The 15,379-nt window shown below is 71.3% G+C and carries 14 protein-coding genes; 8 read left to right on the top strand and 6 right to left on the bottom strand.

What is annotated here, in order from left to right:
- Positions 1-81: 81 nt before the first annotated feature.
- The 5 genes from AKJ08_RS20060 to accD are packed head-to-tail and all read right to left on the bottom strand — an operon-like array spanning position 82 to position 5,422.
- A complete protein-coding gene (locus AKJ08_RS20060; RefSeq protein WP_050724402.1) occupies positions 82-1,665 on the bottom strand; it encodes an AMIN domain-containing protein in 1,584 nt (527 codons plus the stop codon).
- Positions 1,666-1,715: 50 nt separating this feature from the next.
- Positions 1,716-3,005, bottom strand: coding sequence for an alpha/beta fold hydrolase (locus AKJ08_RS01280; protein WP_050724401.1), 1,290 nt, complete (start codon positions 3,003-3,005; stop codon positions 1,716-1,718).
- Between the two features lie 45 nt (positions 3,006-3,050).
- Entirely contained in the window at positions 3,051-4,337 is a 1,287-nt protein-coding gene (locus AKJ08_RS01275; RefSeq protein ID WP_050724400.1) for a bifunctional folylpolyglutamate synthase/dihydrofolate synthase, read from the bottom strand.
- Positions 4,338-4,345: 8 nt separating this feature from the next.
- Positions 4,346-4,642: a YkgJ family cysteine cluster protein gene (locus tag AKJ08_RS01270; protein ID WP_050724399.1), complete on the bottom strand. Its 297-nt coding sequence runs from the start codon at positions 4,640-4,642 to the stop codon at positions 4,346-4,348.
- A complete protein-coding gene (gene accD / locus AKJ08_RS01265) occupies positions 4,643-5,422 on the bottom strand; it encodes an acetyl-CoA carboxylase, carboxyltransferase subunit beta (protein WP_082342534.1) in 780 nt (259 codons plus the stop codon).
- A 230-nt stretch (positions 5,423-5,652) separates the two neighbouring features.
- Between accD and AKJ08_RS01260 the strand changes: the two genes are divergently transcribed.
- The 3 genes from AKJ08_RS01260 (at position 5,653) to AKJ08_RS18990 (ending at position 8,868) form a co-directional block, all read left to right on the top strand.
- Entirely contained in the window at positions 5,653-7,071 is a 1,419-nt protein-coding gene (locus tag AKJ08_RS01260; RefSeq protein ID WP_157370392.1) for an MFS transporter, read from the top strand.
- A gap of 202 nt (positions 7,072-7,273) precedes the next feature.
- Complete coding sequence (locus AKJ08_RS01255) at positions 7,274-7,771, top strand: hypothetical protein (RefSeq protein WP_157370391.1); 498 nt, start codon at positions 7,274-7,276, stop codon at positions 7,769-7,771.
- Between the two features lie 713 nt (positions 7,772-8,484).
- The gene (locus AKJ08_RS18990; protein WP_157370390.1) at positions 8,485-8,868 is read left to right on the top strand and encodes a hypothetical protein; all 384 of its coding nucleotides are present in this window, start codon (positions 8,485-8,487) and stop codon (positions 8,866-8,868) included.
- A gap of 280 nt (positions 8,869-9,148) precedes the next feature.
- Here the strand turns inward: AKJ08_RS18990 and AKJ08_RS01240 are convergent, their stop codons facing one another.
- On the bottom strand, positions 9,149-9,880 hold the full coding sequence (locus AKJ08_RS01240; RefSeq protein ID WP_050724394.1) for a YggS family pyridoxal phosphate-dependent enzyme: 732 nt from the start codon (positions 9,878-9,880) through the stop codon (positions 9,149-9,151).
- A gap of 115 nt (positions 9,881-9,995) precedes the next feature.
- On the opposite strand from AKJ08_RS01240, the gene purM reads away from it, so the two are divergent.
- From purM to AKJ08_RS01215, 5 genes are all read left to right on the top strand, one after another.
- Positions 9,996-11,033 carry a phosphoribosylformylglycinamidine cyclo-ligase gene (gene purM, locus AKJ08_RS01235; protein WP_050724393.1) on the top strand — a complete coding sequence of 346 codons (1,038 nt, stop codon included), beginning with the start codon at positions 9,996-9,998 and terminating at the stop codon, positions 11,031-11,033.
- A 48-nt stretch (positions 11,034-11,081) separates the two neighbouring features.
- Complete coding sequence (purN, locus tag AKJ08_RS01230) at positions 11,082-11,741, top strand: phosphoribosylglycinamide formyltransferase (protein ID WP_050724392.1); 660 nt, start codon at positions 11,082-11,084, stop codon at positions 11,739-11,741.
- Positions 11,738-13,144 (top strand): phytoene desaturase family protein, encoded by a 1,407-nt coding sequence (locus AKJ08_RS01225; protein ID WP_157370389.1) that lies wholly within the window; start codon positions 11,738-11,740, stop codon positions 13,142-13,144. The genes purN and AKJ08_RS01225 overlap by 4 nt, the downstream gene beginning before the upstream one ends.
- 280 nt (positions 13,145-13,424) lie before the next feature.
- Positions 13,425-13,616 carry a 50S ribosomal protein L28 gene (gene rpmB / locus AKJ08_RS01220; RefSeq protein WP_050727387.1) on the top strand — a complete coding sequence of 64 codons (192 nt, stop codon included), beginning with the start codon at positions 13,425-13,427 and terminating at the stop codon, positions 13,614-13,616.
- A gap of 80 nt (positions 13,617-13,696) precedes the next feature.
- Positions 13,697-15,358, top strand: a complete 1,662-nt coding sequence (locus AKJ08_RS01215; protein ID WP_050724390.1) for a DUF6178 family protein — start codon at positions 13,697-13,699, stop codon at positions 15,356-15,358.
- Positions 15,359-15,379: the final 21 nt, after the last annotated feature.

Genomic DNA, 15,379 nt, shown 5'->3' with positions numbered 1-15,379 from the left:
AGCAGAGGCGAAGCGCTGCCGCCAGCCGTTCGTGCCAGCTCGGGCAATTTCCCCACCCTTCGGCGGGCACGGAGGCGTCGGCTATCGCGAAAAGTCGAGGACGAGCCCCTCGTCGTCCTGGGTGATCTCGTAGCGGGCGTTCGGTTTCCGAAGGGCGATCTCCACGCGGACGGCGTGGTCGGCGTGGTCCTCCACCGGCCGGATCAGGCCCACGACGGTACCGAAGAAGCTCGCGTCGATGGGCCTCCTATCGTTCGGCCGCGGGATCCGACTGTTCTCGAGGGTGAGGAGCAGGAGGCCCTTTCGCTCCTCGACCCGCCAGACCGGCGGCGAGTCGTGCCGGATCGTGATTCGGGCGCCCTCGTCGGTGGGACGGAACGCCAGGTGGCTGATCTCTGCCGGGCCGCCGTGGCGGGAGGGAGGGGCGGGGGTCGGAGTGGGCGCGGCGTGGAGCGCGACCTCGGCGATACGGGCGTCCTCCGCCTGCCGGCGGGGCGATTCCGCCGCCGCGACTCGGACGGCCTCGGCTTGCGCGTGCGCCACTTCCGCCGCAGCGAGACGATCGGCCTCCGCTCGCCTGCGCGCGGCCTCTTCCGCAGCGAGCCGATCGGCTTCTGCCTGCCTACGGGCGGCCTCCGCCGCTGCGAGGCGATCGGCTTCCGCCTGCCTACGCGCTGCCTCTGCCGCTGCGCGGCGGTCGGCCTCCGCCTGCTGGCGCGCCGCTTCCGCCGCCGCGGCCCGGTCGGACTCCGCCTGCCTACGCGCCGCTTCCGCTGCCGCGGCCCGGTCGGACTCCGCCTGCCTACGCGCCGCTTCCGCTGCCGCGAGGCGGTCGCCCTCCGCCTGCCTGCGCGCCGCTTCCGCTGCCACGAGGCGGTCGGCCTCCGCCTGCCGGCGGGCCGCTTCCGCCGTAGCGAGACGGTCGGCCTCTGCCTGCTGGCGTGCTTCTTCCGCCGCAGCGAGGCGGTCGGCCTCTGCTTGCCTGCGCGCCGCTTCCGCTGCCGCTAGGCGGTCGGCCTCCGCCTGCCTGCGCGCCGCTTCCGCTGCCGCTAGGCGGTCGGCCTCCGCCTGCCTGCGCGCCGCTTCCGCTGCCGCTAGACGGTCGACCTCCGCTTGCTGGCGTGCCGCTTCCGCTGCCACGAGGCGGTCGGCCTCCGCCTGTTGGCGCGCCGATTCCGCGGCCGCGATCCGGTCGGCCTCGGCCTTCATCCGCGTAGCTTCCGCCTCAGCGTGCCGAGTCGCCTCCGCCTGCTTCCGCGCCCCTTCCTCCGCCGCGAGCCGATCGGCCTCGGCCTGCCTGCGCTTCGCCTCGGCGGCAGCTCGCGCAACCCCCGGCGCCACGGCGACCACCAGAACGTTCCCCCTGGTGGAGAGCGTCGCTTCCGCGTCCTCCTCGAGATCGATCACGATGCGAACGCCGCCACCGGTCGCCTCGCCTTTGACGGCGCGCACCAGCCCCTTGCCCGGCGATTCGCTCACCCCCGGCCCCAGGCGCGACCCCGCGATGTCGACGACCAGCTTGTCCGGCAACGAGGAGGTCGTGAAGCTCGGCGGCAGGGACCCGGTCAGCTCGACCCACGTCCCGTCGGCGGTCGAGCGCGTCCGGATCGCGCCGAGCACGTTCTCCTGCACCGCTGCCGACGCGCTCCACGCGATGAAGACCAACCCGATCGTCCACGATCTCACAGAGCCAAGCTACCACGGCGGCCGCGGCGCTACCTGCGCGGCGAAGCGTCCCCCTCGAGACGGGGCAGCGAAGGCCGCCTGCCGCGGTGCTTCCTGGCGAAGTCGATCAGGTTCTTGATGTCGTAGCAGATCTGCCGGATGTCGTGCCCCATGGTGAGCTCCACGTGGCTGTTCCCCTTCACCGGGCGCCAGAGAAGGTATTCGGATCGCGCGCGCCGGTAGATGCCCGCGGTGCTCTTCATCGACGCGAGCTTGTCGAGGTCGCCGAAGATGATCGCCATCGGCACCGTGATGTTCCCGAAGCCGCTCTTGAAGTCGTAGCCCGTGCGGTAGCAGACGAGGTCGCGCCGCCGGATCCACCGGGCGAACTGCGTGACGACGCCGCGGGGCTCTCGCTCGACGCCGTGGCGCATCAGCCACCTCACGTCGTCGGAGGTGGCCCGGGAGGGGTTCGCGAGGATCGTGAGGAAGGCGGTGATCTCCCGGAAGGTCGAGTACCGCCCCGTGGTGAACGCGGACTCCACCCACCGGACCAGGTCGTCCGTCGGCAGATACCGGAACGAGTACGGAGTCGGCGGAAGCGACGCCGGGCCCACGCGGTCCGCGAGCGCATGAAGGCCCGTGCGCCGCAACGAACGACCTGCGAACCCGGTCAACACGTGCGAGGCCTGGCGGGCCACGTTGCCCGCGGCGAGTCCGCCGTCGATCGCGCCGCCGAGGAAGGGCTCCGCCGCCGCGATCAGCCTGAGGAGCGGGAAGCCCTTCCCCATCTCCGACGACGCGCCGATGGTGACGATCCCTTCGAAGTCGTCGTGGAGCCCGGCATAGCCATAGCCGATCATCCCGCCCATCGAGTGCCCGCAGAAGAAGATCCTCTCGCGCCCGGTGACGGCCTTCACCGCCCCCACCGCCGCAGGCAGGTCGTGGAGGAAGTAGCTGTCGATGTCCCACGCGTAGTCGAGGTCCGCCGGCGGCGGCAGCCCGGCCGCCTGCGAGCGTCGGAGCTGGAGCTCGCGGGAGCTCTTGCCGTGGCCCCTCAGCTCGAGGATGTGGATGTCCGCGCCGAAGAAGAGCAGGTTCTTCACGAACTGCCCGCTCGTCCACGCGTGCCGGTTCTGGCAGAAGCCGTGGACGAGCAGCAGGGGCTCTCCGAAGATCGGCTGGAAGAACGGCCGAGGCACCGGCTGGTAGCGCGTGACGACCAGCGTCCATCCGTCGCTGGTCTGCGCCTCGTATTCGGTCTTTCGGTATAGCGACTTGAACTCGACGTCGTCGACCGTGAGCTCCGCCGGTGCTACCGCGTCGGTGAGGTGCCGCACCCCATGGAATCTAAGGGACTACGCACCGCGGCAAAGGCCCCTCGTTCAGGGGGCGCCGCAGATCAGGCCGCGAATCGCTCCTACGAGGTAGAGGGAGCCGCAGACGAGCACCGTGCCCGCCGGGCCGGCGAGGGAGCTGGCGGCCTCCAGGGCGCTCTCCGGGCTCGGGTGCAGGTGCAGCCTCGCGCTGAACGAAGCGGCCTCCTGCGCGAGCGTCTCGGTGGGCACCGCGCGAGGGCTCGGCGGCAGGCAGAGGTGGACCTCGCCGGCCAGCGGGAAGATCGCCCGCATCATGGGGAGGCGATCCTTGTCTCCGAGCACGCCGAAGACGACCTGCGGCCGCACGCCGGGCCACAGGCGAGGGAACGACTCCGCGAGGGCCAGGGCTCCGTCCGGGTTGTGGGCGCCGTCCAGGATCACGCGCGGGCGCTCCCCCCAAGCGGCGGAGATCACCTCGAGGCGCCCCGGCCAGCGCGCCTCGGCAAGGCCTTCGCGAGCTTCGTCCGGACCTGCGCCCAGGCGCGGCACGGCGGCCTCCAGCACCGCCACGGCGACCGCCGCGTTCTGGAGCTGATGCTCGCCAGCGAGCCCCAAGGTGAGCCCCTCGAGCGCCCAATCGGGCCCTCGATACTCGAGGCCCCCATGGGCCCTGACCAGGGCGGCGTCCCGGCCTACCTCCACCAGGGGCGCGGAGACGGTCTCGGCCTTGCGCCGGATCGCCTCCATCGCCTCGTCGGGTTGCGGCGCCACCACCATCGGGACGCCGAACCTCGCGATCGCCGCCTTCTCGCCGGCGATCGCGTCCAGTGTCGTCCCCAGGTACTCCATGTGGTCGAAGCCGATCCGGGTGATCGCCGTGGCGCAGAGCCGGGTGCCCGGTACGTTGGTGGCGTCCAGGCGCCCGCCTAGCCCCACCTCGAGGACGGCGATCTCCACGCCCGCCTGGGCGAAGGCCTCGAAGGCGAGCGCGGTGGCGGCCTCGAAATAGGTGAGCGCGTCTGGATGGTCACCGAAGGGCGGCCACACCGCGCGCAGCCTCGCCCCGGCGCGCTCCAGCGCCTCAGAAGAGATCGGTGCGCCGTCGATGCGGATCCGCTCCCGGAAGGAGACGAGGTGGGGGCTCGTGTACAGGCCCACCTTCCGGCCGGTGCGGGCAAGGGCCGAGGCGAGGAAGGCGCAGGTCGAGCCCTTGCCGTTCGTCCCGGCGACGAGCACCGAATCGAAGCGGCCCTGCGGGTCGCCGAGGGCCTGGCAGGCCGCCGTGATCCGCTCGAGCCCGAGGTGGATCGAGCTCTGCGGGAGGGTGGCCAGGAGCTCTTCGACCTTCGTCATGTCCCCTTCTATCCGAGGATCGGCAGCCCGCGAGCCTGGCGCATCGAGCTCGCCCCGGCGTTCGCTCGCGCCTCGTCGAGGAGGCCGAACTCCGTGAGGTAGCGCTCCACGCGCTCGTGCAGGCTCGGCGCCGCGATCCGCTCACAGAGCGCGTCCGCCGCGTAGTCGCGGCAGATCTGCGGCCTCGACTCGTATATCGTGCAGAGGTTGTCGTCGCCCAGGTGCCTGCAGCGGACGCCGAGCGGCTTGTCGAGGGCCGCGATGTCCGGAGCGACGCAGCACGCCCCGCAGCACGTGCACTCCACCTAGCCGAGGAGCCCGATGACCGCGGCGAGCCTCTCGCGCATCTCCTTGCGCGAAACGATCATGTCGATCATCCCGTGGTCGAGCAGGAACTCCGAGCGCTGGAAGCCCTCAGGGAGCTTCTGCCGGATGGTCTGCTCGATGACCCGCGGTCCCGCGAAGCCGATCAGCGCCTTGGGCTCCGCCATGATCACGTCGCCGAGCCACGCGAAGGAGGCGGCCACGCCGCCCGTGGTCGGGTGGAGCATCACGCTGATGTAGGGCTGCGCCGTCTCGCGGAAGCGGGCGATCGCGGCGGAGGTCTTCGCCATCTGCATCAGCGAGTAGATGCCCTCCTGCATCCGGGCGCCGCCGGACGAGGAGAAGACGATCGCCGGGCAGCGCAGGTCGATGGCGCGCTCGAAGACCCGGGTGACCTTCTCGCCCACCACCGAGCCCATGGAGCCGCCCATGAACGCGAAGTTGAACGTGCCGACCGACACCTGCTTCCCGTCGATCCGCCCGACCCCGCTGATGAAGGCGTCGCGCTCGCCGAGCGCCTTGTGGGTCTGGCGCGCGCGATCGCGGTACTTCTTCGAGTCGGAGAACTGGAGCGGGTCCTTGGGCGCGAGGCCGACGTCGTGCTCCTCGAAGGAGCCCTCGTCGAGGACGAGCTCGAGCCGCCGCCGCGCGGGGAGCACCCCGTGGTGGCCGCAGACCAGGCAGACGTTCCACGCCTTCTCCAGGTCGGGGCGGTAGACGATCTCGCCACAGCCGTCGCACTTGGACCAGAGGCCCTCCATGCGGCTCGCTCGGCTTCGCGGGTCCGTCCCCGTCGGGGGGCGACCTTCTGCTTTTCCTTCCGGAACCAGGCCATAGGGGCGCGTCTTTACAACGGCTCCGGTCGCGGTTCAATCCGCACTGCGTCGAAGAACCGGGCCGAGCCGCGGGAAAACCCGTCCAGGGGCCGGGAAAGTCGAGGAAATGGCATAGGTTGGAGGGGCCCCTCCTCCGAGGCGATCGATCGCGCGACATGCCACCCCCGAAGTCGATGCCGAGCCCTCCCGAGGGCAACCCCAGCCGCCACGTGGCCTTCGCGGCGGTCGCCATCGGCACCTTCATGAGCACGCTCGACGCCAGCGTGGTCAACATCGCGCTCCCCACCCTGGCCCGGGATTTCGGGGCCGATCTGGGCCAGGTCGAGTGGGTCGTCCTCTCCTACCTCCTCGCCCTCTCCGCCCTCCTCCTCAACGCCGGCCGCCTCGTCGACGTCATCGGCCAGCGGCGCGTCTACACGACGGGACTCCTCGTCTTCGGCATCGCCAGCGGCGCGTGCGCCCTCTCCGGCAGCGTGATCCCGCTCGTGATCGCCCGGGTCGTGCAGGGCGTTGGCGGGGCGATGATGAACGCCGCCGGCCCGGCGATCCTCACGGCCGCGTATCCGCCGGCCCAGCGGGGACGGGTCCTGGGACTGGTCGGCCTCGCCGTCAGCGCCGGCCTCGCCGCAGGCCCCGCGGTCGGCGGCTTCATCATCGGCGCGCTCTCCTGGCATTGGATCTTCCTGCCCAACGTCCCGATCTCGTTCGTCGCCGCCTTCGTCGCCAGCCGCGCCGTCCCCGCCGCCGCCCTTTCGAAGGAGCGCTTCGACGTCGCCGGCTCGATCCTCCTGGGCCTCTTCCTCACCGCGCTGATGCTGTTGCTCACCCAGGTCCACGTGTGGGGGGTGTGGAGCGCGAAGAGCGGCGCCCTCCTCGCCCTCTCCCTCGGCTTGCTGATCGCCTTCCTGATCGTCGAGAAGCGGGTTCGGGCTCCCGTGATCGACCTCGGGCTCTTCCGCAACCGCCTCTTCACCGGCAGCGCCGCGGCGGGCTTCCTCGTCTTCGTCACCCTGGGCGCGGTGAACCTGGTGATGCCCTTCTACCTGACGCGTGCCCTCGGCCTCTCCACCACCGAAATGGGCCTCGTCCTCACGTCGCTCCCCGTCGTTCTCGCCGTGGTCTCGCCCTTCTCGGGCTGGCTCTCCGACCGCCTCCACTCGACCCGCGGCATCGCCTCCACCGGCGCCATCCTGGCTGCCGTGGTCCTCGTCCTCCTCCGTTTCGCCGTCCACGACGCCGTCGCCGACGCCGTCACCGTCGCCGCCCTCCTGGGCGGCCTGGGCCTCGCGATCGGGACCTTCCAGTCGCCCAACAACAGCGCCGTCATGGGCTCCGTACGGGCCGAGCGCCTCGGCACCGCCGGCGGCCTCCTCGCGTCCATGCGGGTCACCGGCCTCCTCGTCGGCAACGCCGTCGGGGGCGCCGCCTTCCTCGCCGCGAGCGGCGGCTCCACCGCCCCTGCCGCCGCAGCGAAGGGCCTCGCCCTCTCCTCCCTCGTCGGCGCCGCCACCGGCCTCCTCGCCGCGACGGCGTCCCTCGCCCGCGGCCCGAGCGCCGCGCGCCCGAGCACGTAGGCGAAGCCCGGGCCAGCAGCTGCCGGCAGGCCTTGCCGAAGGTGCGGGTGTTCCTGGATTTCGTCGTGGAGGGCGCTAACGCGGAGGTATGCGGCCGTGACGGCCCACGCGCACAGCGCTCGGTCGCGCTTTGCCTCGCGTTCATCTAGGCTGACGCCGCCACTGGGGGGCCGTGCTCCGGGCGCAAGGGAGGGGAAGTTCGATGACGTTGGATATCCGGTGGGCGCACTTGTCGTTTGCGGTCGTGCTGCTCTCGTCGGGCCTCGGCTGTGCCGACGGCAGCTCGGGCTCGGTATCGAACCGCCTCGCCTGCGAGACCGAGGCGTTGGCGTCCTCGCGCGAGTGCGCCGCCTGCCTGCTGAGCGCCAGGTACGAGGTCTGTGAGGAGTCGTATCAGGCCTCGATCGTCGCATGCAGCGAGTGCACTGGCACCGCGTCCGAGAGATGTGATCCGGTCGAATGCGCCTCGAAGCGCGACGCCCACCTTCGGTGCTACGAACGGGCTGCGATCACGATGTGCGGCGCAAGCGGCGGTGGCGACACCGGCGGAGCTGGCGGCTTGGACGGCACCGGCGGCACCGGCGGCATTGGGGGTTCGGGGGGCTCCGGTGGCCACGGTGGCGTTGGGGCGATGGAGGCGCGGGCGGCGGTGGAGAGACGGGAGGCTCGGGCGGAGAGCTTCGCGTCGTGCCCGACCTGAACGGCCGATTCCTCATTGCGTTGGCCACGAGCCTAGCCCCTGCGACACCCATCTATTTCGAAGCCAGCATCGACATGACTCTCGGGACCGGAAACACCTGCCCGCCTGGCGCGTGCATGATGAATTTCTCGTTGCAGCCTCTCGCCAGCTCCCGGTCGGCCGCTTCGCCATGCCCGGCTCCGTTCGCGCCAGTCGGCGATCCAGTCCTGCTTCACGGGGTCGAGATGGACTCAAGCGGATCGTTTCGCGCCGCCTTCGAGGGCGCTCTGATCGACGCGTGCGGCAATCCCATCAGCCCTCGCACAATCGAGGCCAACATCGAGCTCACCTCCGACACAGTGAGCGACGACCTCTTCTGCGGTACCGCGCGGGGAGCGACCACGAAGCCTGCTCCGCTACCATTGGCCGGCTCGACGTTTGGCGCCGTTCGGCTGCCCGAGGGAGTCATGCCCGCGGACGTCGATCCAGCGAGTTCCTGCCCTCCCGCGGACGGGATGGACTGAACGCCGGCTGGGCCGCGATCAGGTTCACGAGACCGCTTCGCCTTTTTCCTGCCTGACTCAGGTCTTCGCCTGGGCGAGACGCCATCCGACCCGCAGCAGCCACGTCCGCGGCGACACAACCGAGCGCGGCGGAGACGCCGAAACCTGTTCTGCGGGGCCCGCCGCGTAAGGGTCCGGGCATGGAAACGCCGTACGGCCCTGGCGCGCAGCGTGGATCCGCGCGTTGCCGAGGACGTATGCGATTGCGTTGCGTACTTCGCGCGGCGTGCGAAGCACGTGCGAGTGGAAGCGGTCGGCGAAGACCTTCCCCTTTCGCACCATCAGCCGGTTGAGGCCACGCGCGATCCGCACGCTGAGGCCCTGCGCTCCCCGCGACAACGCCTGGGCATCGCGGGCCTCGACGATGAGGTGAAGATGGTTTCCCTGCACAGAGTAGTGCGTGAGTCGGATTCCGAGGCGATCCGACCCGACGAAGAGCGCGGCCTCGATAACCCGGAAGCATCGCCGGCTGCGAAGGCTCCAGACCTCGTCACGGACGCGCATCGTGACGTGGACCGGGTGCCTGCACGACAGCGCTCCGCGGACCGAGTGTGATACGCCTGGGCGGGAGCCGACAGGCCTCCGTCCTGCTCCCACTCGGCGGCCTCCCCACGTCGGCAACCGCATCTCCAACTGGCGTCCGAACACTCGCTTCCGCATGGACTGTCCCCCGACTTGAATCGGCACAGATCCTATCGCGGACCCCTGACATCGAGGTTCGGGCGGGGGGTTCGATCCGGGTCCAGACCAGGCACGAAACGGTGGGCCGGGTCGACAATCCGCGGCGAGCGGGCCACTCGAAGCCGCGGTGCTCCGATGGCTCGGGGCTCGCGGGCTACTTCCCGTCGGGCCAGTAGTGCGAGTCGGGGTGGGCGCGGGCGCCGAAGACGGTGGTGCCGACGCGCACGAGGGTGGCGCCCTCCTCGATGGCGAGCTCGAAGTCGCCGGACATGCCCATCGAGAGGATCGGCAGCGGGCCGAGCTCGCCCTCGACCTGGCCGTGGATCTCGCGGAGGAGGCGGTAGGCGCGGCGGACGCGCTCGAGGTCGTCGGAGAGCGGCCCGATGGTCATCAGGCCTCGGACACGGAGCGTGTCGTGCGACTTCACGAGTCGAGCCAGGTCGAGCGCCTGCTCGGGGGCGACGCCGTACTTGCTCTCCTCGTAGGAGGTGTTGACCTGGAGGAGGACGTCGATGGCCCGCCCCTCGGACTGCAGCCTCGCGTCCAGCGCTTCGACGAGGGAGGGCCGGTCGACGGACTGGATCACCTTGGCGAACTGGAGGACCTGGCGGACCTTGTTGGTCTGCAGGTGGCCGATGAAGTGCCACTCGGCCTCGGGGATGGCCTCGTACTTGCCGAGGGCCTCCTGCACGCGGTTCTCGCCGAGGAGGGTGGCGCCGGCCTCGACGGCCACCCGGATCCGCTCGGGGGTCACGGTCTTGGTGGCGAGGAGGAGGCGGATCTCGGCGGGATCCCTGCCGACCCGCGCGCATGCCTCGGCGATGCGGCGGCGGACGGAGGCGAGGTGGTCGAGGATGATCGCGCTGTCTTCCGGGGAGGTCACCATGCAGTCTCCAGCGGGCACGCCTTACGCCAAGCGTCGAACGGGAGCAAGGGCCCGCCTTGCAAGGCCGCGGGGCCTCTGCTAACCACGCGCCGACCTTTAGACCGGAAGGCGGACGATGGCGATCACCTATCGCGACAGCGGCGTGGACATCGAAGAGGGCGATCGGCTCGTCGAGCGGATCAAGCCCCACGCAAAGAAGACGATGCGCCCGGAGGTGATGGCGGGCATCGGCGGGTTCGCCAGCCTGGTCTCGCTCCCGAAGGGCTACCGGGAGCCGATCCTCGTGTCGGGCACGGATGGCGTGGGCACCAAGCTGAAGGTGGCCTTCCTCGCCGGGCGCCACGACACGATCGGGCAGGACCTCGTGGCGATGTGCGTGAACGACGTGGCCTGCACGGGCGCGGAGCCGCTCTTCTTCCTCGACTACTTCGGCACGGGCAAGCTCTCGTCGGACCAGGCGGCGGACGTGGTGGCGGGCATCGCCGACGGCTGCGCGAAGGCGGGCTGCGCGCTCGTGGGCGGCGAGACGGCGGAGCTCCCCGGCTTCTACGCGCCGGGGGAGTACGACCTCGCCGGCTTCTGCGTGGGCGTGGTGGAGAAGTCCGAGGTGATCGACGGCAAGCGCGTGCAGGTGGGCGACGTCGTGATCGGCCTCCCCTCCTCCGGGCTCCACTCGAATGGCTACTCCCTCGCGCGGAAGGTGCTCCTCGAGGCGAAGGGCATGAAGCTCGACGAGCGCCCCGAGGCTCTGGGCGGGCGGACGCTGGGCGAGGCGCTCCTCGAGCCGACCACGATCTACGTGCGCGACCTCCTCGCGCTGCGGCGATCGGGCGTCGACGTGCGCTCGATGAGCCACATCACGGGCGGCGGTCTCGTGGGGAACGTGCCGCGCACGCTGCCGGACGGCACCAAGGCGATGCTCGACTCCAAGGCTTGGAAGATCCCCGCGATCTTCGAGATGATCCGCGAGGGCGGCGACGTCCCGGCGGACGACATGCTCCAGACCTTCAACCTCGGGATCGGCTTCACGATCATCGTGCCGCGCTCGGACGAGGGCCCTGCCCTCCAGCTCCTGCGCGGGCGCGGGATCGACGCCGTGACCATCGGCGAGATCCAGGCCGGCTCCGGCGAGGCCACCTGCGAGATCAAGTAAGAGGCGCCGCACCTCGAGTCGCGGGCTTGTGGTAGGGTCCGCCGCCGTATGCTCGAAGTCGGAGTCCTCGCCTCCGGAGAGGGGACCAACCTCTCCGCCCTCCTGGACGCCTGCGAGAAGGGCCGCATCCCGGCCCGGGTCTCGCTGGTGGTCTGCAACGTCCCGGGCGCCGGCGCCCTCGAGAAGGCCCGGCGCGCCGGCGTTCCCACGGCCCTGGTCGAGCACGGCCGCTACCCGGATCGCCGGAGCTTCGACGCCGCGATCACGGCCGAGCTCGAGGCGCGCGGTGTAGGCCTCGTAGTCCTCGCCGGCTTCATGCGCATCCTGGGCGAGGACTTCATCCGCCACTGGCAGGATCGAATCGTCAACGTCCACCCGTCCCTCCTCCCCGCCTTTCCGGGCATGGCCGCTGCCCGCCAGGCGCTGGACGCGGGCGTCCGCGTCGCGGGATGCACCGTGCACCTGGTCGACGCCGGCACGGATACGGGGCCGATCATCGCCCAGGCCGCGGTGCCGGTCGTCCCCGGCGACACGGAGCAGAGCCTCCACGCGCGGATCCGCGAGCAGGAGCATCGCCTCCTCCCCGAGGTCGTCGGCCTCTTCGCCAAGGGCCTCGTGAGCGTCGAGGGCCGCAGGGTCGCCATCGATCTGCCGCCCGATTCGTGGCCCACCGGCGTCCTCGCCTGCCCGCATCCGGATCGACCGTGAGCGGCTCCAGGCGTCCGACCCAGCTCTATGACGCCATCGTCCTCGGCTCCGAGCTGCCGGGACTCGTCGCCGGCGCGTTGCTCGCGAAGCGGAACCTGCGGGTGCTCGTGGTGGACGATGGCGGCCCCTACGATCACCACGAGGCGGGCGGATTCCGGCTGCCCCAGCGGCCGACGATCCTTCCGACGCCCAAGGCCGCCCCCGCGCTCCACGCGCTCCTCGACGAGCTGGGTGCGATCCCCGCCTGGTCCCGCTCTGCGCGGCCCCTCGCGGAAGGCCTGCAGCTCTTCCTGCCGCGAGCGAGGCTGGAGCTTCGGCCTTCCCGGGACGCCCGCGTCGCCAGCCTCGTGCGGGCGTTCGGCCCGGACGGCGAGGCGCAGGCGCGATCCCTCGACCTGGCGGCGGATGGAATGGCGACGCTCGATCGCCTCCTCGCCGGGAGGCTCCCGCCCGACGGCTGGCTGGAGCGCCGGTCCCACGCCCGCCTCGCGGCGCGCTGCGAGAAGGAGCTCACCGAGCTGCCCATCGATCGCTCGCATCCCGTGGGCGAGGCGCTCCTCGGCCTCCATGGCTTCGCGTCGAACCTCGCCGGCGACGCGTCCCCGACGGGCTTCCTCCGCGCGACGATGCCGCTCCTCTCCGAGGCCTGCCGGCTCCCGGGCCACGGCCTCGCCTCGCTGCTCCGTGCGTTCATCGCGAGCCATCGCGGCGACTTCGCCGGCGAGCCAGGTGCCCCGGCCATCGCCGAGGAGCTCGTGGTCGAGCGCGGCGGCGTGTCGGGCGTGCGGCTCGCGGGCTTCTCCGAGCCCCATCGGGGCCGGATCTGCTTCGCGGCGACCGACCTCGATCGCATCTCCTCGCTCCTCGCCTCGTCGAGAGCGCAGCGAAAGCTCGTCCGCCAGGCCGGGCTCGTCTCCGCCCCGCAGCGGCTCGTCGTCTCGAACCTCGTCGTAGCGAAGGACGCGATCCCGCCCGGCCTCGGCGAGCTGGTGCTCGTCTCCGGCTTCGGCCGCCCGGCGCTGGTCGAGCTCGACGTGGCGCGGAAAGCGAACGGCGCCATCGACGAGGGCCTGCGGACCGTGACGGCTGCCTCCCTCGCCCCTGCAGACCAAGCGGAGGAGGCCTCGGGCGCCCGCCTGGACGCGATCCTCGAGGAGGTCCTCCCGTTCCACGAGCGCCACGTCCGCTTCCGGGCCCGGCCGCCGCGGTCCGAAGCAAGGGTGGAGCTCACCTCCGACGGGACGACCGCCCTCTCGGGCCTGCCGCTCCGGAGCTCGATCGATCGCTTGCTCGTGGCGAACCGGAGCGTGCTCCCGGGCCTTGGTCTCGAGGGCGAGCTGCTCGTCGGCACGCGGCTCGCGCGGCTCGCGGAGGAGCAGATCCGGAAGATCCGGCCTTCGTAGGCGGCCGCCCATGCCCCGGAATCCACGGGGCAATTGCGATCTCGCCGAGCGTGTGAAGAAATCGCCCCCCGCGGCGAGGGAGCGACTTCTTCAGCTCGCGCTTCGCGCGAGGGCGCTCCTTTGCGTTTGCTCGCCTTCGGCTCGGTGATCACGCGAATCGCTTGATCAATCGGATTTTTCTGTTACCTTGCGCGCTCTTTTTCGGAAACGGCCGCTTTTGGCCGCTTCTATTCGAAGTTCGCGGGCCGCCGTAGAAGGCGCCCTGCCAATGGAGTCGAAGATGGCTCGCCGTTGTGAGATCTGCGACAAGGGTCCCCTCGTTGGGAACAACGTTTCCCACGCGAACAACAAGACCAAGCGGCGCACGCTCCCGAACCTGCAGCGCATCAAGGCCAACGTCGGTGGCCGCCCGATGCGCGTTCGCGTCTGCACCCGCTGCATCAAGGCCAACAAGGTCGAGAAGGCCGGCTAACGCCGCTCGCTGATCGCGGGAGCCCCGGCGTCCGGTAGGTCCGTGCGAGTCGCGGTCCCGCCGACGGCAGTATGACGAGTATGTCCGAGCTCTCCACGCAGTGGCTTCGTTCCGAGCGTGCCTCCCTCGCCAAAGCGCGAGGGCGGCGCAAGCTCGACGTGATCCTCGATAGCCGGCAGCCGGAAGCGCTGGTCGCCAGCCTCCCCGCCGAGGATCTCTTCTTCGCGATCCAGGAGATCGGCCTCGCGGACTCCGCGCCGATCGTCCGCCTCGCCACTCCGGAGCAGTTCCGTCTCTTCGTCGACCTCGACGCCTGGAAGGGCGACGAGATCGACCCCGAGAAGGTCCTGCTCTGGCTGCGCCTTGCGCGCGGCCCGGAGGACGAAGAGTACCGCGCCCGCCTCGCAGGCCTGGACCTCGAGGTCCTCGAGCTCCTGCTCCGGGGGATCGTGCGGGTCTTCGACCTCGAAGAGGACGGCGAGCCCCCCGACGAGCTGGAAGGCACGATCGAGCACACGGCGGAGGGGCGTTTCGTCCTCGTCTACCCGTCCGAAGGCGCCGAATACGCCGCTGCTCGCCGGCTGATCCAGGATCTCTACGCCGAAGACCCGTTCCGCGCGGGACGGCTGCTCTATGCCGTGCGCTGGGAGCTCGAGAGCGAGCTCAACGAGACCGCGTGGCGCTGGCGGAACGCGCGGCTGGCCGACCTGGGCTTTCCCTCGCCCCAGGAGGCCGCGAGCCTCTACGCCAAGGTCGATCCCTCGGCCCCGCTGCCGGCTCCGGGTGCGCCGCCCGACGAGCCGCCGGGCTTCTTCCTGGCGAGCCTCGAGAGCGGCACTCTCCTCGACCGCGCGCTGGGCCTCCTCCCCGACGAGGCCCGCGACGAGCTGCAGCTCCAGCTCGTCGCGGTGATGAACGCCTCCTTCGTGGCCGATCGCGTCGACGTCTCCGACTCCGACGCCGTCCGCGCACAGGCCCAGGCGGTCCGCGCGACGATCGAGCTCGGCCTGTCGCAGCTCGCAGGCGACGAACCCGTCCGTGCCTCCACCCTCCTGGCCGGCGCGTCGCTGAAGCACCTCTTCCAGGTCGGCTTCACGTGCACGCTGGAGCTCTCGTGGAAGGCCCAGCGGCTGGTCCGCGAGCTGCCCCTGCGGCTCGCGGCGAACGGGGCGTTCCTTCCCGACGCACCGGACGGCGACGCCCTCGAGACGCTCCTCCGGCGTCGCCCGCGCTACCACGGGGGCCTCGATGGGCCCGGGGCGCGAGCCGAGGTCCGGGCCTTCGCCACCCATGACGAGATCCTCCGCGCGGGCGCCGCCCTCGACCGGATCGAGGCGCTGGGCCTGTCGCTGAAGGCGGCGGGCCTCGAGCCCGCGCGCGCCGCCGCCTCGGTGATCGAGGCGTGGGGCGACGCGGGCATCTCGCGCGCTCGCTTCGGCGAGCTCTTCGTCACGGCGGCGGCGCGAGAGGCCTCGGGCCTCGATTTCGCGTTCGCATCGCTCCCGGCTTCGATGCTCGACGAGGCGGCCCGCGCCGCCTTCGACGACGACGCGCGCTTGCGTCCGGCGTTCCGCCAGGGCGCGATCGCGGCGCTCGAGCGCGCAGCCGGCGCAATCGAGGCGCCCGTTCGAGCCGCGGCGGAGGCAGCCCTCGACCGCCTCGAGGCCGAGGTCGGGCCGCAGCTCCTCGCGGAAGGACGCCTGGACCCGCGCTTCGCCGCTCCTTGGATCGTCCCGGCCTGAGGGCCCTGATCGCGGCCGCTC

It is taken from the genome of Vulgatibacter incomptus, from assembly GCF_001263175.1.
Taxonomy (GTDB): Bacteria; Myxococcota; Myxococcia; order Myxococcales; family Vulgatibacteraceae; genus Vulgatibacter; species Vulgatibacter incomptus.
This window is presented reverse-complemented; position numbering and strand designations above follow the sequence as displayed.